Source organism: Pseudomonas sp. E102 (assembly GCF_052660185.1).
The window spans coordinates 5098109-5117110 of record NZ_CP084025.1 but is presented as its reverse complement, the minus strand read 5'-3'; the positions used below and the strand labels follow the sequence as shown (position 1 = coordinate 5117110).

Below are 19002 nucleotides of genomic sequence, written 5' to 3'. Positions count from 1 at the left end.
CATGACTGAGCTGTCGAAAGTGCCGGTCACGGCACTCAAGGGTGTCGGTGAAGCCATGGCCGAAAAGTTTGCCAAGGTCGGCCTGGAAACCCTCCAGGACGTGCTGTTCCACCTGCCGCTGCGTTATCAGGATCGCACCCGCGTGGTGCCCATCGGCCATTTGCGGCCTGGACAGGATGCAGTGGTGGAAGGCACCGTCAGCGGCGCCGACGTGGTCATGGGCCGGCGTCGTAGCCTGGTGGTGCGCCTGCAGGACGGCACCGGCGGGCTCAGTCTGCGTTTCTATCATTTCAGCAATGCGCAAAAGGAAGGCCTCAAGCGTGGCACCCGCGTGCGCTGCTACGGCGAGGCGCGGCCCGGAGCCTCGGGGCTGGAGATCTATCATCCGGAATACCGCGCCATCACCGGCGACGAACCGCCGCCCGTCGCGGAAACCCTGACGCCGGTCTACCCGCTCACCGAAGGCCTGACCCAACAGCGCCTGCGCCAACTCTGCCAGCAGACCCTGACAATGCTCGGCCCCACCAGCCTGCCGGACTGGCTGCCCAAGGAGTTGGCCCGGGACTATCAGCTCGCGCCACTGGCCGACGCGATTCGCTATCTGCATCACCCGCCCGCCGATGCAGATGTGGAAGAGCTCGCTCTCGGACATCACTGGGCCCAGCATCGCCTTGCCTTTGAAGAACTGCTGACCCATCAACTGTCCCAGCAACGCCTGCGCGAAAGCCTGCGCTCGCTGCGCGCCCCGGCCATGCCCAAGGCGACGAAGCTGCCGGCCCGTTACCTGGCCAACCTCGGTTTCACCCCCACCGGCGCGCAGCAGCGGGTCGGCAACGAAATCGCCTACGACCTGAGCCAGCCAGAGCCGATGCTGCGGCTGATCCAGGGCGACGTCGGCGCCGGCAAGACCGTGGTCGCCGCCCTCGCCGCGCTGCAAGCGTTGGAGGCCGGTTATCAAGTGGCCTTGATGGCGCCCACGGAGATCCTGGCCGAGCAACATTTCATCACCTTCCAGCGCTGGCTCGAACCTCTGGGCATCGAAGTCGCCTGGCTGGCCGGCAAGCTCAAGGGCAAGAACCGCGCCGCCGCCCTCGCGCAAATCGCCGAGGGCGCGCCGATGGTGGTCGGCACCCACGCTCTGTTCCAAGACGAAGTGCAGTTCAAGAACCTGGCCCTGGTGATCATCGACGAACAACACCGCTTCGGCGTCCAACAGCGCCTGGCCCTGCGGCAGAAAGGCGTCGGCGGGCGCATGTGCCCGCATCAGTTGATCATGACCGCGACGCCGATCCCACGGACCCTGGCGATGAGCGCCTACGCCGACCTCGACACCTCGATCCTCGACGAACTGCCTCCCGGTCGCACGCCGGTCAATACCGTGCTGGTCACCGACACCCGGCGGGTCGAAGTGATCGAGCGCGTACGCAGCGCCTGCGCCGAAGGCCGGCAAGCCTATTGGGTGTGCACCCTGATCGAAGAGTCGGAAGAGCTGACCTGCCAGGCAGCCGAGACTACTTTTGAAGACCTCACCGCCGCCCTCGGCGAGTTGAAAGTCGGGCTGATCCACGGCCGCATGAAGCCTGCCGAAAAAGCGGCGGTCATGGCCGAGTTCAAGGCCGGCGTCCTGCAACTGCTGGTCGCCACCACCGTGATCGAGGTCGGCGTCGATGTTCCCAACGCCAGCTTGATGATCATCGAAAACCCCGAGCGCCTGGGCCTGGCGCAGTTGCACCAGCTGCGCGGCCGGGTCGGCCGGGGCAGTGCCGCCAGCCATTGCGTGCTGCTGTATCACCCGCCGCTGTCACAGATCGGCCGCCAACGCTTGGGCATCATGCGCGAAACCAACGACGGTTTCGTGATCGCCGAAAAAGACCTCGAACTGCGCGGCCCAGGCGAAATGCTCGGCACGCGCCAGACCGGTCTGCTTCAATTCAAGGTGGCCGACCTGATGCGCGACGCCGACCTGCTCCCGGCGGTTCGCGACGCCGCCCAGGCGCTGCTGGAGCGCTGGCCCGACCATGTGAGCCCGCTGCTGGATCGCTGGCTGCGTCATGGGCAGCAATACGGCCAAGTGTGAGCACGCGCTCAGTTTTCTGGACGCGCCTTCTGGACAAGCTGGTTATACTGACCCACTTGTAGAATACGGACACCGACCATGACCGAAGCTGCCCTCGTCCCCGTAACCCCGCACGCTCCGTCTGTTATTCGGCAATTGCTCGAAAAACTGGGCATCGCCTTCGACGAAATCATCGAGCGACCGGGCCTGAATCCTGCTCGCAAAGTGCAAGCCGTGCTGCTGCACGATGCCGTCGGCGCGCTCATGGTCCTGTTTCCACAAAATCAATTGCTGGACCTCAACCGTCTGGCCGAACTCACTGGCCGTAAACTCACGGCGGTGCCGACCGAGCGCCTGGAGCGAATGCTGGGCAAGCACAGCCTAAGCCTCCTGCCGGGCCTACCCGCGCTGACCAGCTCGCCATGCCTGTACGAAGAAGGCTTGCTGCGCGAGCCCAAGCTGCTGATCAACTCAGGCGAGCCGGGGCTGCTGCTGGAAGTCACCAGCGAAGCCTTCAAGACCATGCTCACCAAGGCCAGCGCCGCGACGTTTGGCGAACCCTTGGGCAATATCTCCCCGAACCTGGACCGCCCGGATGACGACCGCAAGGAAATCACCCAAGCCGTCCAGGCATTCACCGCCCGGCGTATCCAGCAACGGCTGGAAGAGACCATCGAGATCCCGCCGCTGGCCGAAACCGCGCAAAAAATCATCAAGCTGCGGGTCGACCCTGACGCCACCATCGACGACATCACCGGCGTGGTCGAAACCGACCCCGCACTGGCCGCCCAAGTGGTGAGCTGGGCCGCATCGCCGTATTACGCATCGCCGGGCAAGATCCGCTCGGTGGAAGACGCCATCGTCCGGGTGCTGGGCTTCGACCTGGTGATCAACCTGGCGCTGGGCCTGGCCCTGGGCAAGACCCTGAGCCTGCCCAAGGACCACCCGCAACACACCACGCCGTACTGGCAGCAATCGATCTACACCGCCGCCGTCATCGAAGGCCTGACCCGCGCCATGCCACGCGCCCAGCGCCCGGAGGGCGGCCTGACCTACCTGTCGGGCTTGCTGCACAACTTTGGCTACCTGCTGCTGGCCCACGTCTTCCCGCCGCATTTCTCCTTGATCTGCCGGCACCTGGAAGTCAACCCGCACCTGTGCCACAGCTATGTGGAGCAACACCTGCTGGGCATCAGCCGCGAGCAGATCGGCGCCTGGCTGATGCGCTACTGGGACATGCCCGACGAACTGGCCACCGCCCTGCGCTTCCAGCACGATCCCCACTACGACGGCGAATACGCCGCCTACCCGAACCTGGTTTGCCTGGCCGTACGCCTGCTGCGCTCACGCAGCATCGGCTCCGGACCGGATGAGGACATCCCCGATGCCCTGCTCGAACGCGTTGGGCTGACTCGGGAAAAGGCCAATGATGTGGTGAGCAAGGTGCTTGAAGCCGAGGTGCTACTGCGGGAATTGGCTTCGCAGTTCAGCCATTAAACGCAGCGGCACAAGGGCTGTTGTGGCGAGGGAGCTTGCTCCCGTTCGGCTGCGCAGCAGACGCAAAACCTGCCGACGCGATCCGTCAGCGCAAACGCACTAGCCTATTTGGGGCTGCTTCGCAGCCCAGCGGGAGCAAGCTCCCTCGCCACGGGGGTTCTTGACTAAGCCTTCTTGGCCTTCCTCGGCTTCAAATACTTCATCAACCCCTGAAACCAGATCACCAGCGCCGGATTACCCTTGATCTGGATCGACTTGTCCTGGATCCCGGTCATGAACGCCAGTTGCTTGTTCTTCGCCTGCATCGTGGCGAAGCCATAGCCTGCATCCTTGAACGCGATGGCGAAGGCCGGCGTTGCATAAACACCCGACTGGCTGGTGATGCGCTGGTTCTTCACGGTGAAATACCGAGCGATCTTGCCGTCCAGGGTTTGCAGTTGGAACACCAGCTCCTTGTCGCCCAGCTGTTGTTGGAAGGCTGGATTGCTGCGGCTGGCCTTGCCCATCAACCACCCCAGCATCCACAACAGGAAACGAAATTTCATCGGCACAGCCTCGTGAGAAAAATGAACGGCTGGCGCAGTTTATCGTTTCCCCAGCGGAACGCCATCATCGAATCCGGTTTAAGGAAGATCGCCCGCATTTTGCGCACGATGACTGCCAAGTCATGTTTAGAAGGGGCATTCCATGGCCTTCAGACCCGTCGGAGATTTCCTTCAAAACGCCGGGCTGTTCATGAACTAGGCAGGGCAACCGAGCGCGGCTAACCTCTATTCGTCACCGCAAAAATCGCCGCCGACCTGGCCGACGACATCGACGAATCCCGCCGCTGTGTAGCCCTGGCGATCAGTCGCATGGCTGATGGGGTTCAGTTGTTGGTTGAGCGCGCGCTGGATCATTTGGAGACGAAGGGGGTGGCGGCGTCTGCAGCCAAGGGATAGGACGGACATAGTGGCAAGCTGAACCGACGCCTTCGCGAGCAGGCGCGCTCCCACAAGGGATCGGGGTTGTCGCAAATATTTCAGTCACCACAAAACAAATGTGGGAGCGAGCTTGCTCGCGAAAGCGGTCGATCAGTCGCTATCGATGCAAGCTGAACGGCCGCCTTCGCGAGCAAGCTCGCTCCCACAGGGGAAACGCGGTCCCACCGAGAGCCAGGTCGGCTTCAAGGCCGCCTCGGCTTGGCTTTTGATCTACGGGCCCCGTTAACCACGATGGCCGAGCGCAGGCATTGTGGAGTGGGCAACCCGGCATGGATGCCGGGTTAGCCGCGCTGGGTCATGGATGACCCTTCGCGGCGGGCCCACGGAGCAATGCCGGAGTGAGGGCATGCCGAGCCTAGGCGAGGCACCGAGTGGTGGGGCCAAGCCTTTTTTGCTTACTTTTTTTGGCGTCTGAAAAAAAGTGAGTCGCCGTAAGGGCGAAACCCTAAGCAGCCGTTACCGCAGCAATGGATACGTACCCAGAAACAACTGTGGGAGCAAGCCTGCTCGCTCCCACAGATTTGCAGCGGTGATCACTCAAGGGAAGTGATCAGCCGCCATCAATCAAACATTCGGGCAAGGCACCGGAGCCCAGTCACCCAAGTCCGGATTCTTGCACATGCTGTTCACCTGCGTAGTACCCGCGCTGGCAACCTGCTTGCTTTCATCCTGCTTGGCCTTGGCGGTCTGCAGGGTCTTCTCGGTAGCGACCGCTTCTTTCGGCACGGCTGGCAGTTCTTTCTTCTTCGCCGGCGTCACTTTCTTCTTGGTCTTGGTGCTGGTCTGCGCCGCCACAACCTGCGTGGTGTCAGCAGTGGCCACGGTCACCACGTCATTACGCTGCACACCCACTTGCTGCAGGTCCTTCTCGTAGGCCTGGGTGTAGTTGTTCAGGTCTTCGGAAGCCTTGCCGTTCACCGCGACGATCAGGTCATTGGATTCTTTCAGGCCGGCAACGATTTCCGCCAGGCGCTTGCGGCCTTCGGTGTCGTTGACGGTCTTGGCCTTGCGGTCGGCGACCAGTTTGCTGAACGCGTTCTGGTAGCACTGTTGCGACGCCTTGGCGTAGGCGGTGCTGCGGTCGATGTCCGAAGCGCTCTTGCTGACGTCGGCGGCGTAGGAGGCGATGCGCATGTTGTCATCGGCGATCTGCTTCTGGCGCTCGGTGTAGTAACCGGTAGCGCCACCGGCCAAGGCGCCGCCCGCGGCACCGATGGCGGCGTTACGGCCACGGTCTTCCTTGTCGGCGGTCAAGGCGCCCAGCAGCGCACCACCGACGGCACCGACGGCTGCGCCGGTGACGACCGACTTGGTCATGTTCCCTTCGGTGGAGCGCAGGTGCTGCACCGGCTCGTAGCAGTTGGGGTAGTACTCGACCTTGGTGCTCGAGGCGACCTTGGACGTCGGCGACGAAGCGCAGCCAGTCAGTACGGTGCTGAAGCCCACAGCAACCATCAGCAAATGACGCTTGGAAACCGAAGCAAAAGGTTTACGGGAGAAAAGCATAGTTGTGTTCTCGTTTAAGTTTTGACCAGCTCAGCACGGCCCCATCGCCGCCTGAGTCCCTTCCAAGCTCGCTGACAACGAACACTCAAGACCGCTGAGCGCTCGATGCGAGCAATTGCTTCAATATCGCCGCCGGGTCGGCTCGTTTCTGCTGACGATAATCCCCGACATGGCGAACGAATAACGTTGCACGCGCCACCAGGCTCTTGCCCAGTACCGGTTTGCGCTCAAGCTCTTCCTTGATGCGCTGCAATTGCGCCTGGATCACGGCATCGGTGTAGCGCGTGCCGGTCGCCAGGTTGTCGATGTAGATCGCCACCGCGCCGTCCAGCGCACTGCGACCATTTTCAATGGCCGTGGCAAACAGCGTGGCGCTGGCGTCGTCCTTGGCATCCAGGGCCGCCTGCCGACTGTTCTGCAGGTTGGTCAGGCGAATGTTGTAGTTGTTGATGGTCTCGGCCACCAGGGCCGAAGACTGGATCAAGTTGCCCGCCGCTTCCTCGCGCTGTTGGGCGATGAGCGAGACGTTGCGCTTGAGCTCTTCGTTGACCAGGCCCAACTCCGCTTGAAGGCGCGGGTCGGCGCTGGCGGCAATGATGCTGTCCAGACGCTTGGTCGGGTCTTCGGCGTCGTCGATGGCGTCGGTCAGGGACGCGAGCCGGCCCTCTTTCTGCCACTGGGCGAACAGTTCCTTGTAGCGCGAACGCGGCGCCGACAACGCGCCGACAGCCACACGGAAACCGGTGGTTTCGTTGTTTTGCTCGGTGCCGTCCGCGGCGAACAACGGGTACTCGCGGCGCATGCCGGTGAACAACGTGCCCTCGCCTTCCAGGTAGTTGCCGCCCTTGACCACGAAGCCGCCATAGGCGCCCTGACGGCGACCGGCGTGCACCAGTTGGAATGATTCCTGGACCATTTCGGCGGCGTTGCCCACCACGTCGAACAGGCCGATGGGGTTCGGCAACTTGGTGCCGATGGGCATCAAACGCGCCGCTTGGCCCGTGCCGCCGGCGACTTGGTTGAACACTGCCCAATCGGCCAGCGGCCCGTCGCTTTCACTGCCTTCAAGGTGCCGGGGGAACAAGCGCCCTTCCAGGTCCTGACGGCTCACAGCTTGCCCACCTCGGGCGGCGAATTCCCACTCCACTTCGGTGGGCAGGCGCACGAAGCCCAGGCCGCCGTCTTCGGCGGATGCGCCGCGACCGCTCACTGGCAGCAGGTCCTTGTGGTATTTCATCAGCCAGGCGCTGTACACCGCCGCAAAGCGCTCGGCCTCGAATTTCGACAGTTTCACCTTCGGCAAGCGCCCGGCCATGCCCTGGGGCAACTCGGCTTGCAAGGCTTCGCAGGCCGGCGCCGGCTCGCCGCTGGCCAGGGATTGCGCCTGGGCCATGACCTGAGCGTACTGGCGAGCGGTGACTTCGTATTTGCCGATGAAGTACAGCATCGGCTTGAGCGGCGTCTTGGCGTCGGTCTTGGGCATCAACGGCGTGATGGTCTTGTTCCAATCCTTGGGCAAATCCTTGAGGGTGAACTGGCCATTGATGAAGTCACGCCGGTAGCCGGAAATGAACGACTGCTGGTAGCCGGCCTCGCCTTCGCTGAATGGGTAGCCGAGGCTGATCTCGCGGTCGTCCAGGGTCCCTTGGGCAAGAATGTAGACGTAGCGAAACACCATTTGCCCTTCACACGGCAGCGGCAGGCTGACGTCGTCGGGCAACGGCTTGGGGTTGTCCAGCTTGTCTGTGCCTTCATCGGCACAGACCAGACCGGCCAGGCTCAGCGCCACGGCGGCGCCCAATAACTTATACATCGCGAATTCCTTCACATGCCTGGATGCGCGCCACCCGCCAGCCGCCACACGCCGCCGCGATGGCGCTGATGCCGAGCACGGCCACCAGGGCCAAGGTGTAATGACGCACCAGCAGATGGCTGGCGTACTCGCCGGGCATCTGCGCAAATAAATAATTGAGCCCCGACTGCGCCAGGCCATACAACCCGGCGCTCAGCAGGGCCGCAAACGTGGCGCTGTAGAGCGCCTGCAACACCACGAACAACAACAGCGCCGCCGTGGACACGCCCAGCAGGCGCAGCACCGACAGCTCCCGACGCTTGCGCTCCACCGCTGCCAGGGCCCCGGCAAAAATCGCTGCGAACCCGCCGGCCAACGCCAACCCGGCGATGATCCAGAACACGATCGACAGGTTGCGGCTCAACGATTGCACCTGTGCGATGGTCTGGGCCTGGGTCGACACCAACAGGTTCTGCCCGGCGAAGTACTGGCGCAGCGGCTCGACATCACCAAGGTTGCGCGCGTACAGGCGAAACGCCGGATAGACCCGCTGCCCAACCTCGCCCACTGCATCGCCCGGCCAGCCGAACGCGGGCACGGCACGGCCGTCGCGGTAATCCTCGGCGGCCTCCAGCAACGCCAGCGGGGCAAACAGGCCGTCCCGGGTGAAGGCTTCCAGTGGCAGCACATGCATCACCTGTACGCGAGTGCGCTGCGCCTCGCTGCGACCGGCCACTTGCCGGCCGAAACCGGCCTGCAACCAATCACCGGCCTTGGCGCCGAGTTTCTCGGCGGCGGTCTGGCTGAGCACCACTTGATCCAAGCCCTGCGGCACCGGCAGGCGATCGAACAAAGGGTCGCCAGCGGCCGTGGGAATCATCTCGACCGTGACGGCGGCAGCCTCGCTGCTCAGATCCGCCGTGGCCGCGATCTGTCGGGTGCGCGGCAAGGCGAAGGCGACGTCGCTGCGCTGTCCCAATTGCTCGACGAAGGCGGCACTGAAACGGCCACCGCCCAACGGGATGATTTCCCGGGTAGCCGGGTCACGTTCCAGACGCTCGGTCAGGCTGCTGACCAGGCCGAACTTCAGGCCAAACAGCACCAGCAACGGCGCCACCACGGCCACCAACGCCAGCACCGAACACGCCGACAGCCAAGCGTCGTTGCGGTAATCCTGCCAGGCCAGGGAAGCCACCAGCGCGCCGCGCATCAGCAGGCCTCCCCGAGCGTAGCGGTGACGCCGCCGTCGGCATCGCGGCGGCAACTGATGCGCAGCACTTGCAAGCCGCTGGCGCGGGCCAGCGCCTCGTCATGGGTGGCGACCACACAGCAGACACCCTGCTCGCGGGCCTGGGTGACCAACAACTGCATGACGCGCTCGGCGTTCAGCGGGTCGAGGGCGGCGGTCGGTTCGTCGGCCAGCAGCAGGCGCGGGCCATGGGCCAAGGCGCGGGCGCAACTGACCCGCTGGCGCTGGCCGACGGAAAGATCCGCGGGTTTCTTGTCCAGTTGATCGGCAATGTCCAATTGTCCGGCCAGGCGCTTCACGCTGCCGTCATCCTTCAAGCCCAGCAGTTTGCGCGACAACGCGATGTTGCCGCGTACGTCCAGGAAGCCCAGCAGGCCACCGGTTTGCAGAACATAGCCCAGGTGGCGGCCGCGCAACTCAGCCAAGGTGCCTTGTTGCGACGTGCGCCACAGTTTGGCGATGTCCAGCGGCGCGTTGGCCGGCGTGAAGTCGAACTGCCCCGCCTGATCCGGCGCCAGCACCAGCGCCAGCAAGTCCAGCAAGGTGCTCTTGCCGCAGCCGCTGGGACCGACCACCGCCAGCTGTTCACCGGCGCGCAGTTGCAGCCGTGGAATCACCAGGCTGTAGCGTTGGCCACCGGCGCCCCGGCTCTTGTGCACTGCGCTCAGGTTCAGCATCACGGCAGCGTCGACAACGGAACGCGGTACAAGGCGTCGCCCGGCTCGGCATCGCCGAAGCGCACCCAATTGGCGAGGTCGTTGTGGAAGGTTTCGTAGAGGCGGATCTTTGATTCCAGCTCGTCGATGAAATCCTCCTGCTCGGCCACGCTCAACGACAGCCACAAATCCTGGGTCATGTTCAGCGATTTGCTGCGGTACGGCAGCCCTTCCAGGTACTCGCCGAGAATCCCACCCGTGGCGAGGTTGCCGCCTTTGCGCAGGGCCGATGGGTCGCGGCTCATATAGGCGCTGGCGCTGGCGATTTCCTGGAAGAAATCCTTGGGCGAGCTCTGGGTTTTGCGGGCCGCGTCGACGATGAGTTTCAGCGATTGCTGCAGGTCGTTGAGTTGCAGCTTGGTCAGCATCACGCAGACCTGGAATGCCGGCAGCGCCGGGTTGGTCAGGTCGCGGTCGGCGGTCCAGGCGCTGACCAATTGCGGCGCCTGGCTGGCGGCTTTGCGCCCCAGGAAGTCCATGTGCATTGCGTAGCCGACCGCTGCCGATTTGTCGGCCAGGCTCGGCGCGGCGCTGAGCAGCGGCACGCTTTGCGGCTTGTTGCTGCGCACCTGGTGGACGAGGTCGGCGAACACCGAGCCGATTTCGTCGACCCGCTCGCCGAACTTACGTACGTCGGCACCCGGCACCGCAATGTACAGGTCACCGATTTGCGGGTTGGCGTCGGCAGTCAGTGTGCGGTACTGGGACTGTGCGCCGGCGTGGGTTTTCTTGCCGGCGTCGCTGAGCAGGTGCAGGGCGTATATCTTGATTTGCTTGCCCAATGCCGCCTGGCGCACTTCGGCCTCGTTCATTTGTGTGGCGGCAAATGGGTCGTTCTTGCGCAGCGCACCGGCGTCCGTGACCAACAGGATCAGCCGGCCGCCGTAGCCGGACCAGTCCATCCCTTCCACCGCCTCCATGACACCGGCAAACGCATCTTCATTAAACGAATGGCTCGACACGGTAGATGCCTTGACCTGCCGCGCCATCTCCAGGAAGCGTTGCGGGTCGCGGCCCTGTTCCAAGGTGATCAAGGTCTTGGCGGTGTATTCCAGGCCTGGGGTTTTCTTGATGCTGCTGCGAAAACCCACCATTCCGAAACTGACGCTATCAAGCTCGCCACGCTCGCCGATGCGAGTCTGCAATTGATGCACCACGTCACGGACCTGATCGATGTAGGGCTGCATGGACACGGTGGTGTCCACCACCAGCACCACGGCGGTACGGAACGCGTCGGCGTTGGCGGCGGTGACCGGCGTGTTGGTCGCAGCCTTTTGGGCGGTGCCAGGGTCGATGGACGCCACGTTCAGCAACTGCACCGGCTGTCCGTTATCGTCGAAGCTCTCGCGGGAATCGAAGATTGGCAGCAGATAGAACTGATTCTGCGGCACGGCGCTGGCGGCCGGCTCCAGAGCCAGCACTTGCTGATCGTCCTGGGGGTTCTGCTGAGCTTTGAGCAACGCGTTTTTGGCGGCGGCCGGGTTGGCCAGTAGCTTCTCCACTTCGCCGGGCTGACGCAGGAACATCACCGGCGCACGGCCGGAGCGCTCGGTGAACTTGAGCACCAGGCTCTGTTTCCAATCGCTGACCTGAGCGGCGGGCAACCAGCCGTCGCTGCGCCCGTCGGTGGCGGCGCCGACGCGCACCCAGGCGCTGCCGTCCACGTCCTTGCGCTGGTAGACGTACAGCACGGAGAACGCCGGCAACGCCTTGCCCGGCGCAGCGCCAGGCTCGGCGGCCAACTTGGCCCCCGGTTTGCTGAGCACGCGCTGGAACAGAGTTTTCTTGCCAGCCATCAGCAGCGGACGCTGGCCGCCATCGGCCTCGGTCACCACGGGCGGCTTGACCGCAGGTACGTCAGGGGCTTTCGGCGGGGTGACTTCAGGGGGCTTGGCCGAGGTCGTCTTGGCAATCGGCGTTTTCATCTCTTTGCCGTCATTGCCAGACAACCACCAATAACCCGCGCCACCCAGCGCCAACGCCACGGCCACCGCAACAGCCGCGAGGGCAAACACCGGACCCTTGCGTTGCTCCGAAACCGTGGATTGCGCTGTTGGCTTGAGCGGCGGTGGCACAGGCTTGGGTTGTGGCGGCGAGTAAGCCGGGCCGCTGGGAATGTCTATGGACATGGGCGTCAAGCCCGCCAGGTCATCCACCGCAGGCGGCACGACCGGCAGTTCAAACGACAACGGCCGGATCAGCGTCGCTTCCGACGATTGCTCCGGCAAGTTATCCAGCGCCCGCAGCAGCGCCGCCGCATCCGGGAAACGCTCCGCCGGATCCTTCGCCAGCAACTTGCGCAGCACGTCCTGGTAACGGCCATGGTGCACCGGCAGTTCCGGCAAGGGCTCGGTCAGGTGCGCCAGGGCCGTGGACAGTGCATCGTTGCCGGTGTACGGCAACTTGCCGACGAGGATTTCATAGAGCACCACGCCCAAGGCGTACAGGTCGGCGCGACCGTCGATGTCTTGCCCACGGGCCTGTTCCGGGCTCATGTAGCTCGGTGTGCCAACGGCGAAACCGGCTTGGGTGAACTGGGTGCGGTCGTCCAGGGATTTGGCGATGCCGAAGTCCGACAGCACCGCCGTGCCGTCGGCGCGAAAGAGGATGTTGGCCGGCTTCACGTCGCGGTGGACCAACCCCAAGCCGTGGGCATACCCAAGGGCCGAGGCGATCTGGCGAATGTAGGTCAGGCCCTGCTCCGGCGTCAGGCCCGCGGCGATGCGTTCCTTGAGCGTGCCGTTGGGCAGGTATTCCATCGCCATGTAATACAGCTCACCGACGTTGCCGATGTCATGGATGGTGACCGTGTGCGGGTGGGACAAGCGCGCCAGGGTCTTGCCTTCGCGCAGGAAACGCTCGCAAAACGTCGGGTCGGCGGCCAGGGCTGCCGCCATGACTTTCAATGCCACCTTGCGCTCCAGCGAACGCTGGGTCGCCAGGTACACGCTGGCCATCGCGCCTTCGCCGATCTCGCCGTCGATGTCGTAACCGGGGATGACAAGGTTAAGGGTCAAGCTCATGACGGCACCTTCACGACGACCACGGTGATGTTGTCCGGCGCGCCGCGCATCAGGCCCAGGGACACCAGGCTACTGGCGATCTCGCCGGGCTCGTCGTGGCTCAATACTTCACGGATTTCCTCGTCCTCGACGGTCTTGGTCAGGCCGTCGCTGCACAGTAGGTAGCTGTCGCCGGGCACCAGCAGCAATTCGGCCAGCGCCAGGTTCAGTTGCGCCTCGACGCCGATGGCGCGGGTGACGATGTTGGCGCGTGGATGCACGCGGGCTTCGGCTTCGCTGAGCAGGCCGCTGTCTTGCAAGTCCTGGACGTAGCTGTGGTCCCGGGAAATGCTTTCGAGCACGCCATCGCGCAGGCGATACAACCGGCTGTCACCGGCCCACAGGCACATGCCGCGCAGGTCGCGGGCGGCCAGTACCACCACGGTGCTGCCCATCATGGTCACGCCACGGTTGGCGGTTTCTTCGCGCACGGCGGCGTTCACCCGCAACAGGTCGCTTTGCAGTGCCGCGATGTATTCATCCAGGGAACGGCCCACGGCAATGCTGCGCAGGCTGTCGATGATCAGGCTGCTGACGTAGTCGCCCGCCGCGTGCCCGCCCATGCCATCGGCGACCACCCACAGGCCGTTTTCAGGCATGTCCAGGCAGGCATCTTCGTTGACCTGGCGGACCATGCCGACGTGGCTCTTGCTTGCAGACTTGATTGCTTTTCCGGCACTTGGACGCATCTACACAACACCTTCTTGGCCGAGCAAAAATTGCGCAAAATCAGCCGCCGCCGGTAATCCCTGGCAGCGCATCAAACCGGGCGCGATGCGCTCCGAACCCAGGCCCCACCACAGGCTTGCGCCTTCACAGGCCGACTCGGCCAGGGCGCTCATCCTTCGCTGCGGATCGGTGGCATCGAAACGATGCAGGCTGGCGAAGCGACTGCTCAAGGTGCGCGGCTGGCACATTGGGCTGCCAAGGGTTTCAAGCTCTTCGCTGAACGCTTCGAAACTGGCTTCCACGCTCAATGTGCTCAGCAACAGGCTCTCCACTCGCTCGAACCAGTCGTCCGCGCCACCGACCACCGAGGCTGGGTCCGCCTCCGCGTCCATCAATACCGCGACGGTCAGCGGGAAATAGCGCCCGACCCGGTCGATGCTGGGCATCACCACCCCGACGGCAGCGTCCGGGCCGCACACGCCGGGCGCGACCATGAAGCGCCATAGCGGGCTGACCAGATAGGCGTCCAACCAACGCTCGCCGAGGCTGCTCTGGCTGGCGAGCAAACCCGCCGCCAGCCAGGAGTCCCACGGTTTGATAAAACTCTGGGGCAAGCCTCGGCTGACGAAATCCCCGCGGCTGGCCAACTTTCCATAGAAGCCCGGCGTACTCATAGACGCTCCGGCAGGCTGAAGCCGCTGAGCACGCGGCTCTTGAACGGGTTGAAAGCACTGTTGGCCCGCAGCTCATAAGAGGCGCTTGCGCCATCGACCCGCAGGCGCAGGTTGAAGCGATCCGGCGAGTTGCCGGCGGTCAGGTCCGATTGTTCCAGCAGGCGGAACCAGGCCCATGGCCCATCCAGGGTGATACCGGAACGACCGCTGGAGGAAGGTGGCATGATCGAAATCCGCACCACGCCGATGCTGCCGGGGTTCGGCCACTGCAACGCGGTCGGGCGGCTCGGGCCGTGGTCGTAGCTCAGCTGCTGACCGTCGAGGTCGAGCAGGAACTGGGTGATGGTCGAATCCATCGCCACCGGCTTGAGCTCGAAGCGCACCATCGGCTGGGTGCCGCCGGAGCGGAAAAACGCATCGCGGATGGTCGCCGCGCGCTGGAAGGTCTGCAACACGCCAGGAGAAATCCCGAGCTTCTGCGCCGCGCCCGGCTGCCAGCGCCAGGTTTGCGTCGAGGTATCCACGTACGGTTGCAGGTACTTGCGGAAGTAGTTGTCCATCACCCCGCCGACGCCGAAGAACTGGCCGAAGTCATCAAGGGTGGCGTCCCGCGCACTGCCTGGCGACATCGGGTAACGTCCGGCCAGGGACTGGCGGTAGATGTTCACCACTTCGCTGGTCCAGGCCGCGTTCAGTTGATTGCGCACCCCGCCCATCATGGTGTTGGTGGTGGAATTGACCACTGACTTGACCAAGCCCTGCACAAGTGGCGACTGGCGTTCGGCGTTGAGGCTCACCCGGGTAGCGGCGGCCGACGCCTGGTTCTTGGCCTCGCCGAGCAAGGCATCGCCGCTGGCGCCGACCATGGCGCTGACTTGCACGTACAGCGCGTTCATGTCGGACAACAGGCCGTCGATGGCCGCCGGTTCGCCTTCGTTCTTGTTGACGATGCTGTTGAGCTCGGCGAAATGCGCGGTGATCGGATCATCGCTCGCCGTCGGCGCGTTCGACGTCGCCTGTTCCTGGCCGAGCAGGCTGCCGAGGCGCTCCTTGAGCTTGTCCACGCTGCCCTCCACCGGCGCGCCTTGGGCGGCCAGCAGGCGCTCATCCTGTTGCAGGTCGGTTTCCTTCGCCACTGCCACCAGCAGTTTTTTCAGCGGCGAGGTCGGGCCGGAAATCACCCGCAGCACATCGGCGGCCTGGGCCACGCTGGTGATCGGCACGAAGTCGATGTCGGCCAGCAAGGCGTCCCATTGGCGCATGTAGTCCTGGAAATACAGGCGACGCACATCGGCGGCCAGGCTGGCGACGTTCTGTTGGTCGGCCTCTTCATGGCCCAGCACCCATTGCTCTTCAGCCAAGGTGCCAGTCTGGCTCAGGCTGCTGAGCAAAAAGCCCTGGCGATACCCTTTGACCGTGAAGAACCCACTCAACGGTTCGCCCAACGGCTTGCCGCTCTTGCGGCTGAACACCAGCGCAGCGTCACGCCCGGCGGCTTCGTTGATGCGGAAGTCCGGAATGCCTTCTGGCAGCTTCTGGCGCTTGATGCGGTCGTAGACGCGCTGGGCCACCGGCAACTGTTGCAACTGGCGGCGCAGGTCTTCGATCAGCCGTGGGTCCAGGCGCGCGGTCGGCGGACGCCGTTCGAACAGTGCCTGCAAATGTCCGGTCAGGGCTTGGCGCTGCTCGGCTGGCAAGTCCCGTGGCAAGCTGCGATCCCAATCCAAAGCGATCCAGGCCTTGATGAAGTCGGCGTCGTAATGCTCGTTATCGGCGAGCATCAGATAGGCCTTCAAGCCTTCGTAGAGGAAGTCCGAATTGCCGCCGCTGTGCAGTTGCTCTTCGATGCGCGTCAGCAGGCGTGGCGCGAACACCGCGATCAACAGCTTGCGGTAGACGCTACCGGACTCGGCTTCCAGCATGTCGCCCTGATAGAGGCCCAAACCTTCAGCCCAATCGGGGGCGTCGTCGGCCAGGTGTTTCACGGCGTTGAGCAGCGGCAACACCGCAAGCACGTCGCGCTGGGCCGGGCTGAGGTTCTGCACGGTCTGGCCCAGCGGCGCGACCTTCTGGTCGACCTGGGCGATGTAGGCCTGGTTGGCGCGATAGCTGACCCACCACAACGTACTGACCACCAACACCAGCACGACTGTTGACGCGAGCACGCCACGAGCGATCCACTTGCGCCGGCGCTCGACTTTCGGGTCCACCCCCACCAGCCCGCGCTCGGCAAACGCCACGGCGCTGAACAGTTTTTCGATGAAGTAGCTGCGTCCGGTGCCGGTCTGGCGCGCCAGGTGCTGGCGGTCCAGGTTCATGCTCTGGGCCATGGAGCCGATCAGACGATCGATCGGGCTGCCTTCCTGGGTGCCGCTGGTGAAGTACACACCGCGCAGCAATACCCGCTCTTCAAAGGCGTTGGGTTTGAACACGCCGTCGAGGAAGCTTTGCAGGCAATCCTTCAACGCACCGAACTGCTGCGCGAAGCCGTAGATCAGGTCGCGCCGCGCCGGGTCGCGCTCTTGTTGCAAGCGCTCGACCAAGCGGTCGTTCAGGCGCTGTTCCAACAGGGCGAATTCGCTTTGCAGGTGCGCCAACGGACTGTCGTTGCTCTTGCCATCGTCCAGGGCGAAGGTCATGCCCCAGACCTGGGCGCGTTCTTCCTTGCTGAGGCTATCGAAGTACTCCATGAAGCCTGGCACCAGGTCGAGCTTGGTGAGCATGAGGTAGACCGGGAAACGCACGCCCAGTTGGGTGTACAACTCCTGGATGCGCAAGCGAATCGCCGCGGCGTGGGCCGCGCGTTCGGCGTCGCTGCCCAGCAGCAGGTCCGAGAGGCTGATGGCGATGAACGCGCCGTCGATGGGGCGACGTGCCCGTTGTTTTTTCAGCAGGCCGAGGAAGCCCAGCCATGCTGCCTTGTCGACGGCCGCGTCACTGTCCTGGGTGGTGTAGCGGCCAGCGGTGTCGAGCAGCACGGCCTGGTCGGTGAACCACCAGTCGCAATTGCGCGTACCGCCGACGCCGCGCACCGCACCGGCGCCGAGCTGCGCGGCCAACGGGAAATGCAGGCCGGAGTTGACCAGCGCGGTGGTCTTGCCGGAACCGGGCGGGCCGATGATCACGTACCACGGCAGCTCGTAGAGGTTGCGCCTCTCGTCACCGCCGAGCTTGGCTTTCTTGAGCAACGCCAAGGCTTCGTCCATGCGCTGGCGCAGGGTTTCGAGTTCCTCGGCGGTGGCGATGCTGGTGGGGTCCGGCGGCGTCTGCGCGGCCAGGCTGCGCATCACTTCGGCGGCTTGGCGCCGAGCCTGGATAATGCGCAACACCCGGTAGGCGATCCACACTGCGAACACCAGAATGATCAACGCCCAGCGGCGGCCTTCAGGCACCAGCCAATCGAGCAGCGGGCCAACGAACCAGATGATCAGGCTGAGGGCGATCAGGCCCAGCAATGGAATGACCCAGCGGATCATGAAACTGAAAAACGCCTTCACTCGACCCCCTCCGCCAACACTGTGATTTCAACCCGTCGATTGCGCGCGCGCCCCTCGGTCGTGGCGTTGGACGCCAGCGGCTCGGTGTCGCTGCGGCCCTCGGCGCTGAAGCGCTCGGGTTGGCCGGTCTTGGCCGAAAGAATGTCCAGCACCGACCGGGCCCGCGCCTCGGACAAGGCCCAGTTGGACGGGAATCTCAGGGTGGCGATCGGGCGATTGTCGCTGTGGCCAGTCACCAGCACCTGGCCCTTGACCTTGCGCACCGCGTCAGCGATGCGCAGCATCAGCGGTTGGAAATCGTCTTTGATGCTGGCGCTGCCGGAGGCGAACAGTTCATCGCCACGGATGGTCACCACCGAGCGATCGACGGCGTCTTCCACGGCCACCTTGCCGGAGCGGATTTCATCGGCGAGGAAACCGGCCAGGCGTGGGCGCTCGATCACTTTGGGCTGGACCACGGGACGGTCGATGGTCTGCACCGGGATTTCACCGAGGAAGTGGATGTTCTTGAACACCGGCTCGGCGTCGGAGGCCAGCTTCATGCGCAGGCCGAACAGCAGCGCCAGCAGCAGCGCCGCGCCGATGGCCAGGGCGATCCACGGCGGCATGAATTGCGCCAGGCGATCACGGGCCACGGTGACACCGCGCCAGTGCGGCGACAGCTCGCGCTCGTAGTCGCCACGAGCGCTGCGAATGACGCCCGCGGTACGCTCGCGCAACGCCTCCAATTGACTGCGGCCGTCGTTCATTACCCGATAACGGCCTTCGAACCCGAGGCACATGCACAGGTACAAAAGCTCCAGCAGATACAAGCGCTCGCGCGGGCTTTGCAGGCAGTGCTCCAGCAACTGGAACACCTTCTCGCCGCCCCAGGCTTCGTTATGCACGGTGATCAAAAGGCTTTGCTTGCCCCAATCGCTGGTGCCACCCCATGGGGTGCTCAACACCGCTTCATCCAGGGCGGTACACAAGGCGTAGCGGGCCAGCAACACGTCGTTGCGCACCACGCCGGCGGCCTCGGCGCGCTCTTCGAACTGGCGCAGGTAGGCCAACAGTTGCGCGCGCAAGCTGGCCGGCGCCGGGTGGGCGATGGTGTTGCGCAAGCGCGTCAGCAGGGCCAGCAACGGGCCGGCGGCGCCTTCCAACGGGTTGAGGCCCTGGGCCTTGCCGGTCAGGACCGGCGCGGCCGGCATCGACAACGGCGCGGGCGTCGGCTGTTGGCGTGCCGGGTCCGGACGGAACGGATCCGCGCCGCGGCCACCGGGCGTCGGCATGAACTGGGTACGATCGTCGTTGCTCAT

12 protein-coding genes and 1 pseudogene are annotated in these 19002 nt (G+C 64.3%); 3 read left to right on the top strand and 10 right to left on the bottom strand.

The window, feature by feature from the left end; all coding sequences use genetic code 11:
- Nucleotide 1 precedes the first annotated feature (1 nt).
- Together recG and DOCECA_RS23010 are read left to right on the top strand one after the other, a co-directional pair.
- On the top strand, nucleotides 2-2077 hold the full coding sequence (recG, locus tag DOCECA_RS23015; RefSeq protein WP_445571143.1) for an ATP-dependent DNA helicase RecG: 2076 nt from the start codon (nucleotides 2-4) through the stop codon (nucleotides 2075-2077).
- A gap of 78 nt (nucleotides 2078-2155) precedes the next feature.
- Nucleotides 2156-3553 carry an aminoacyl-tRNA deacylase and HDOD domain-containing protein gene (locus DOCECA_RS23010; RefSeq protein ID WP_420767150.1) on the top strand — a complete coding sequence of 466 codons (1398 nt, stop codon included), beginning with the start codon at nucleotides 2156-2158 and terminating at the stop codon, nucleotides 3551-3553.
- 164 nt (nucleotides 3554-3717) lie between these two features.
- Here DOCECA_RS23010 and DOCECA_RS23005 read toward each other — a convergent pair whose 3' ends face one another.
- Complete coding sequence (locus DOCECA_RS23005; RefSeq protein WP_445571142.1) at nucleotides 3718-4098, bottom strand: helicase; 381 nt, start codon at nucleotides 4096-4098, stop codon at nucleotides 3718-3720.
- A gap of 240 nt (nucleotides 4099-4338) precedes the next feature.
- Between DOCECA_RS23005 and DOCECA_RS23000 the strand changes: the two are divergent.
- A pseudogene (locus DOCECA_RS23000) lies at nucleotides 4339-4494 on the top strand (DUF6124 family protein); the annotation flags it as partial.
- Between the two features lie 606 nt (nucleotides 4495-5100).
- On the opposite strand, the gene tagQ reads toward DOCECA_RS23000, so the two are convergent.
- The 9 genes from tagQ to DOCECA_RS22955 form a co-directional block, all read right to left on the bottom strand.
- A complete protein-coding gene (tagQ, locus tag DOCECA_RS22995) occupies nucleotides 5101-6042 on the bottom strand; it encodes a type VI secretion system-associated lipoprotein TagQ (RefSeq protein WP_445571141.1) in 942 nt (313 codons plus the stop codon).
- Between the two features lie 85 nt (nucleotides 6043-6127).
- Nucleotides 6128-7855, bottom strand: coding sequence for a formylglycine-generating enzyme family protein (locus DOCECA_RS22990; RefSeq protein ID WP_445571140.1), 1728 nt, complete (start codon nucleotides 7853-7855; stop codon nucleotides 6128-6130).
- Nucleotides 7848-9044, bottom strand: coding sequence for an ABC transporter permease (locus DOCECA_RS22985; RefSeq protein ID WP_445571139.1), 1197 nt, complete (start codon nucleotides 9042-9044; stop codon nucleotides 7848-7850). The genes DOCECA_RS22990 and DOCECA_RS22985 overlap by 8 nt, the downstream gene beginning before the upstream one ends.
- Nucleotides 9044-9760: an ABC transporter ATP-binding protein gene (locus DOCECA_RS22980; RefSeq protein ID WP_420767175.1), complete on the bottom strand. Its 717-nt coding sequence runs from the start codon at nucleotides 9758-9760 to the stop codon at nucleotides 9044-9046. Before DOCECA_RS22980 ends, DOCECA_RS22985 begins: the two co-directional genes overlap by 1 nt.
- Entirely contained in the window at nucleotides 9760-12822 is a 3063-nt protein-coding gene (locus DOCECA_RS22975) for a serine/threonine-protein kinase (protein WP_445571138.1), read from the bottom strand. The genes DOCECA_RS22980 and DOCECA_RS22975 overlap by 1 nt, the downstream gene beginning before the upstream one ends.
- On the bottom strand, nucleotides 12819-13550 hold the full coding sequence (locus tag DOCECA_RS22970; RefSeq protein ID WP_434561609.1) for a PP2C family protein-serine/threonine phosphatase: 732 nt from the start codon (nucleotides 13548-13550) through the stop codon (nucleotides 12819-12821). Before DOCECA_RS22970 ends, DOCECA_RS22975 begins: the two co-directional genes overlap by 4 nt.
- The gene (gene tagF / locus DOCECA_RS22965; protein ID WP_445571137.1) at nucleotides 13551-14204 is read right to left on the bottom strand and encodes a type VI secretion system-associated protein TagF; all 654 of its coding nucleotides are present in this window, start codon (nucleotides 14202-14204) and stop codon (nucleotides 13551-13553) included.
- Nucleotides 14201-17701: a type VI secretion system membrane subunit TssM gene (tssM, locus tag DOCECA_RS22960; RefSeq protein WP_445571136.1), complete on the bottom strand. Its 3501-nt coding sequence runs from the start codon at nucleotides 17699-17701 to the stop codon at nucleotides 14201-14203. Before tssM ends, tagF begins: the two co-directional genes overlap by 4 nt.
- Complete coding sequence (locus tag DOCECA_RS22955) at nucleotides 17698-19002, bottom strand: DotU family type VI secretion system protein (protein ID WP_434649644.1); 1305 nt, start codon at nucleotides 19000-19002, stop codon at nucleotides 17698-17700. Before DOCECA_RS22955 ends, tssM begins: the two co-directional genes overlap by 4 nt.